Genomic DNA, 2,808 nt, shown 5'->3' with positions numbered 1-2,808 from the left:
GGCAGCAGTTGGAGTTGGACTCGCAGCGGGACTGAGTATGATGATGGGAGGAATAGTTGGAGTGAAAGTTGGTCGAAGTCTAGTTGGGAAGATGGGGAGTATTTGCCGGGTGAATATGAGGTGACGGGGGGGTCATTTCACCCGGAAGGAACTGGGACGCAGATGAATAATTTGCCCGAATTTGGGGAGGCGCCGCGGTTGAATAAGGCGCCGAAACAAGATGTGCCACCGGATTTAGTGAAGCCTCCGAAGCCGAGTGATGATATTTGGCAGTTGCCGACTGTGATTTTTAAAGAGCCTCAGTTTAAAGAGGTTTTTGGTAGTAGTGGTTCTGATTCCCCTTCAGGTGGGAGTGGGAATGATGATTTAGCGAATAATCCGTCTGGTGGTTCTGGTGGTGGTGGTTCTGGTGGCAAGTTACCTCCAAACAAACGCTCTGCACTAACAGAAGTTATTCAAAAATTGTTGAAGTTTTTTAAACCTCTTGGAGAGTTTGTTGCTGGTGCAGTATATCAATGGTTGCGTAACAACGGAGAACTTACTAGATGGTTGTTGCAGGTTTTAATCCCTGGATGGAATGGACTTGAGCAAGATGTAGAGCGCAATCTGCCTAAAACCTGGTCTTTCCAAGCAGGGCGAACATTCGGAGATGCAGCGTCAATTGTTACGGGGATTTTAGAGATAATAGGAGGTGGCGGAACTGGTGCTGGAGGTGCAGGTTTATGTGTAACAGGAATTGGTTGTATTGCAGGTGCTCCTGCTATAGTAGCAGGGACAGCTCTAGGGCTACACGGAGCAACTACAGCTTCGACTGGCTTAAAGAATATAGCGAGGTTGCTTGGAGTAGTTTTTCACAGTACGACGGATGGCTCAGAAAGTGGAGGTCCGATTCGCGGTGAAGGTGAGATTGACCCAAGTGCAGTAGAGTTAGAAAGAGATGCCATACGGATTTCTAACGAGCTTTACGGCAACGATCCAAGAGCTAAGAGTAACAGAGTAATTGCGGTAGGGCGGGTCATAGATGCACAAGGTAAGGTGAAAAAAGTTGTATCTAATGCTTTTGGAGAATTTTCACGCGACCATAGAAAGTTGCTTGAAAATCAAGGATATATCGTAATTCCAAACTCCAGAGGAGGAAACTTGCATGCAGAGGAGCGAATGATTTATTGGGCTGACTCTGAAAAAGCTAAAGGAACAATAGTTGGAATTGAATCAATTGGGGTAAGCCATGCAGATGGAATTTGCGAATATTTCTGTCGGCCATTGATGCAAGAGAGACAGATAAGACCTGGCAGTCAATGGAATCCTACCTGGAAACCCGGCCCGAACAATCCTAGACGAAATGAATCACCCAGACAATAAAAATCACAAATGAATATGCATTTTTTTGAATTTGACACCCTAAAAAAAGAGCTCGAAGACCTTCCCGAACTTCACAGAGTTGCGTTTGCTGCTGCTTGTTGCGAACGAATGCTTCCTAACTACAACGCTTTTTGCCAAATAGTTGACTGGGGAGTGCCTGAAGTGCCGAGAGTTGCATTAGATGAAGTTTGGCAAATCCTCCAAGTAAAGCTTGTAGATCCTGTAAAAGTCAATCAATTAAGAGAGGATTGCGGTAGGGAAGATGTATTTCCAGACTGTCTTGAATTTGGGGACGATTCTTTGGAACCCCAGGAGGCTCTGATCGCTATCCGCGCTACTCTGACAGCCTGTCTCGATCCTACTGTAGAGAACATTGTTCACACCGTCAAATCTGCCAGACATACCATTGAAGCTTACATACCTTACAAAGACACTTCTTTCAATATCACCTGGGAAAAAGATGGAGAAGAACAGTTTTGTTCAGCAATAGCCAGTCATCCATTTGCAGTTCGAGAAATGGCTAAAGAAGCAGAAGATTTGCAAAGGTTGAAGGAAACAGAAATTTTAGATAAGGATTTTCTGGAATGGCTGCGTACCTCTTTCAATAATGAAGGGAAAAGTTTGATCGATCTTGGGTGATGATTTAATGAATATGCGCTTTTTTGAGTTTGGCATCCTAGAACAAAAACTGGAAAAACTTCCCGTATTTCACAGAGTTGCCTTTGCTGCTGCTTGTTGCGAACGAATCCTTCCCAACTACAACGCTTTGTGCCAAATGTATGATTGGGGCGATCCCAGCGTACTCAGGAATGCGCTAGATGAAGTTTGGCACATTCTCCAAGGAAAACCAATAGATGAGCTCAGGATAGAGCGATTAATCAATAATTGTGGCAGTGATAATATAGCTCCTGATTCGCTTGATTTTGGTAGTGATAGTTATAAATTACTACAAGTTATTGACGCTATCTGCACGACTTTGAGAGCCTGTAATGAGGCAGCTACAAAAGAGATTGTTAGAGTAGTAAAATACGCTAGGAATACCGTTGAGTTTTCTGTAGCCTGGGAAGATGAATCTTTCAATATTAGTTGGGAAAAGGACGGAGAAGACAAATTTACTGAAGCCATTGTCAGTCATCCATTTGCAGTTCGAGAAATGGCTAAAGAAGCGGAAGATTTGCAAAAATTGAAAGAAACAGAAACTTTAGATAAGGATTTTCTGGCATGGCTGCGTACCTCTTTCAATAATGATGGTAAAAGTTCGATCGATCTAGGTTGAGCTACGGGAAGTTATGCTTTGTCTAAATTGACGACTATTATAGACCGATCTTCCTTATCTAAGTTATCGAATTTACGGGCGATCGATTCTGTGGGTGCTCGAACTTTTGTACACAAAACTTTACGGGCGCTCGATTCTTTCGGCGCCGGACTTTACGGGCGATCGATTCA

The 2,808-nt window shown here is 43.7% G+C and carries 3 protein-coding genes; all 3 read left to right on the top strand.

Features of this window, described 5'->3' with window-relative positions; genetic code table 11:
• A partial coding sequence (locus QUB51_RS30190; protein WP_333298380.1) for a hypothetical protein occupies window positions 1–1,362 on the top strand: 1,362 nt, incomplete at its 5' end.
• A 9-nt stretch (window positions 1,363–1,371) separates the two neighbouring features.
• Complete coding sequence (locus tag QUB51_RS30185) at window positions 1,372–2,001, top strand: DUF416 family protein (protein ID WP_333234331.1); 630 nt, start codon at window positions 1,372–1,374, stop codon at window positions 1,999–2,001.
• Between the two features lie 7 nt (window positions 2,002–2,008).
• Window positions 2,009–2,638: a DUF416 family protein gene (locus tag QUB51_RS30180; RefSeq protein WP_333234329.1), complete on the top strand. Its 630-nt coding sequence runs from the start codon at window positions 2,009–2,011 to the stop codon at window positions 2,636–2,638.
• Window positions 2,639–2,808 lie beyond the last annotated feature (170 nt).

It is taken from the genome of Microcoleus sp. AT8-A3 (genome assembly GCF_036705675.1).
Classification (GTDB): Bacteria; Cyanobacteriota; Cyanobacteriia; order Cyanobacteriales; family Microcoleaceae; genus Microcoleus.
The sequence above is the reverse complement of the archived record's forward strand: the minus strand, read 5'-3'. Positions and strand labels throughout refer to the sequence as shown.

Bases quoted from the DNA above. Each gene is read 5' to 3' on its own strand.
- QUB51_RS30185 (WP_333234331.1), top strand. From the start codon at position 1,372: ATGAATATGCATTTTTTTGAATTTGACACCCTAAAAAAAGAGCTCGAA.
- QUB51_RS30180 (WP_333234329.1), top strand. From the start codon at position 2,009: ATGAATATGCGCTTTTTTGAGTTTGGCATCCTAGAACAAAAACTGGAA.